Source organism: Kineococcus gurbantunggutensis (assembly GCF_050871925.1).
Classification (GTDB): Bacteria; Actinomycetota; Actinomycetes; order Actinomycetales; family Kineococcaceae; genus Kineococcus.
In genome coordinates, this window is record NZ_JBJLSG010000308.1 from 1 (window position 1) to 2,164 (window position 2,164).

Annotated in this window: 3 protein-coding genes; 1 reads left to right on the forward strand and 2 read right to left on the reverse strand. The window is 73.0% G+C overall.

Features of this window, described 5'->3' with window-relative positions; all coding sequences use genetic code 11:
* Positions 1-2 precede the first annotated feature (2 nt).
* Positions 3-1,082, reverse strand: a complete 1,080-nt coding sequence (locus tag ACRYR7_RS25275) for an inositol-3-phosphate synthase (RefSeq protein ID WP_432575138.1) — start codon at positions 1,080-1,082, stop codon at positions 3-5.
* A complete protein-coding gene (locus ACRYR7_RS25280) occupies positions 1,082-1,675 on the reverse strand; it encodes a PadR family transcriptional regulator (protein WP_432575139.1) in 594 nt (197 codons plus the stop codon). The genes ACRYR7_RS25275 and ACRYR7_RS25280 overlap by 1 nt, the downstream gene beginning before the upstream one ends.
* A gap of 151 nt (positions 1,676-1,826) precedes the next feature.
* Here ACRYR7_RS25280 and ACRYR7_RS25285 point away from each other — a divergent pair.
* Positions 1,827-2,164: MarR family winged helix-turn-helix transcriptional regulator (locus tag ACRYR7_RS25285; RefSeq protein ID WP_432575141.1), on the forward strand; the 338-nt coding region annotated here is incomplete at its 3' end.

Genomic DNA, 2,164 nt, shown 5'->3' on the forward strand with positions numbered 1-2,164 from the left:
GGTCAGCGCTCGACGGTCCCGGCGATGAACGCCTCGACGGCGTTGCGGCCGGTCTCGTCGTCGCGCTGCTCCGGCGGGGACTTCATGAAGTACGCCGAGGGCGACAGCAGCGGGCCGCCGATGCCGCGGTCCAGGCCGATCTTCGCGGCGCGCACCGCGTCGATGATGACGCCGGCGGAGTTCGGGGAGTCCCAGACCTCCAGCTTGTACTCCAGGTTCAGCGGCACGCCGCCGAAGGCCTCGCCCTCCAGGCGGACGTAGGCCCACTTGCGGTCGTCGAGCCACTGGACGTAGTCGCTGGGGCCGATGTGGACGTCGCGGGTGCCGAAGTCGGCCTGGACGTTGCTGGTGACGGCCTGGGTCTTGGAGGTCTTCTTGGACTCCAGGCGGTCGCGCTCCAGCATGTTCTTGAAGTCCATGTTGCCGCCGACGTTGAGCTGGTAGGTCCGCTTGAGCTTGATGCCGCGGTCCTCCAGGAGCTTGGCGAGCACCCGGTGGGTGATGGTGGCGCCGACCTGGGACTTGATGTCGTCGCCGACGATGGGCAGGCCGGCGTCGGTGAACTTCTGCGCCCACTCGGGGGTGCTGGCGATGAAGACGGGCAGCGCGTTGACGAAGGCGCAGCCGGCGTCGATGGCGCACTGGGCGTAGAACTTCGCCGCGTCCTCGGAACCGACGGGCAGGTAGCAGACGACGACGTCGGCGCGGGCCTCGCGCAGGGCGGCGACGACGTCGACCGGCTCGGCGGCGGACTCGGTGATGGTCTCGCGGTAGTAGCGGCCCAGGCCGTCGAGGGTGTGCCCGCGCTGGACGGTCACGCCGGTGCTCGGCACGTCGCAGATCTTGACGGTGTTGTTCTCGCTGGCGCCGATGGCGTCGGCGAGGTCGGTGCCGACCTTCTTGTCGTCGACGTCGAACGCGGCGACGAACGTCACGTCGCGCACGTGGTAGTCGCCGAAGCGCACGTGCATGAGGCCGGGCACGGTCGCGGTGTCGTCGGCGTCGGCGTAGAAGTGGACGCCCTGGACGAGGGAGGCGGCGCAGTTGCCGACCCCCACGATCGCGACGCGGATCTCGGACATCAGCTCTCCTGGGGAGGTGTCGCGGCCGGGGTCGCCGGCCGGGTGGGGGCACGGCGCTCGGCCGTGATGAGGCGGTCGAGCCAGTCGACCTCGCTGCGGACGGTCTCCAGGCCGTGGCGCTGGGCCTCGAGGGCGTACGCGTCGAGCTGGGCGTGGGCCCGCTCGATGGACGCGGTCAGCTGCTCGAGGCGTTCGAGCAGCCGGGCGCGGCGGCCCTCGAGGATGCGCAGGCGCGTGCGGGGAGCCACGCGCTGGAAGAGCGCCAGGCGCACCCCGAACGCGTCGTCCTCCCAGGCCGCGGGCCCGGCCTCCTCGAGCAGCTCGGCGAGCCGTTCGCGGCCGCGGTCGGTGATCTCGTAGACGACGCGGGCCCGCTTGGGGCTGACGGTGCCCGGCTGGCGCTGCTCGGTCGTCTCGGTGAGGCAGCCCGCGGCCTGCAGGGTGCGCAGGCAGGGGTAGAGCGTGCCGTACGACAGGGCGCGGAAGGCGCCGAGCCGCACGTCGAGGCGGCGGCGCACCTCGTAGCCGTGCAGGGGACCGTCGGCGAGCAGGGCGAGCACCGCCAGGGGCAGCACGTCACCGCGTCTGCGCACCGCTCACCCACCTCCGGCCCGTTGGGACGATGCATCGGACCGATGCATCGTCAGCACCATAGGGGCGCGGGCGGGCCGCCACAAGGACGACCCGCCGCGACGGGCCGCGGCGGTCGCCGACGCCGGGGACCGGGGGCGGTACGGTTCCCCCGTGCACCCCGAGGCCGCCGAACACCTGGAGCGAGAACTCGCCGTCCTGCTGCGCCGCTCGCGGGCGATCAGCCGGGAGACGGCCCGGACCGTGCACCCGGACCTGGAGCCGGAGGCGTACAGCCTGCTGGTGCGGCTGGACGACGTGGGCGAGGCGCGCCCCTCGGACCTGGCGGTCTTCTTCGGCATCGGCAAGCCCACGCTGAGCCGGCAGGTGCAGCTGCTGGAGGGCCTGGGCCTGGTGGAGCGCTCCACGGACCCCACCGACGGGCGGGCCGTGCGGCTGCGGCTGTCGGCCACGGGCGTGGAGAAGGTGCACGCCGCGCGCCTGGCGCTCCG

Excerpts from the sequence above, each read along its gene's own strand:
- ACRYR7_RS25275 (WP_432575138.1), bottom strand. The coding sequence starts at position 1,082 with ATGTCCGAGATCCGCGTCGCGATCGTGGGGGTCGGCAACTGCGCCGCC.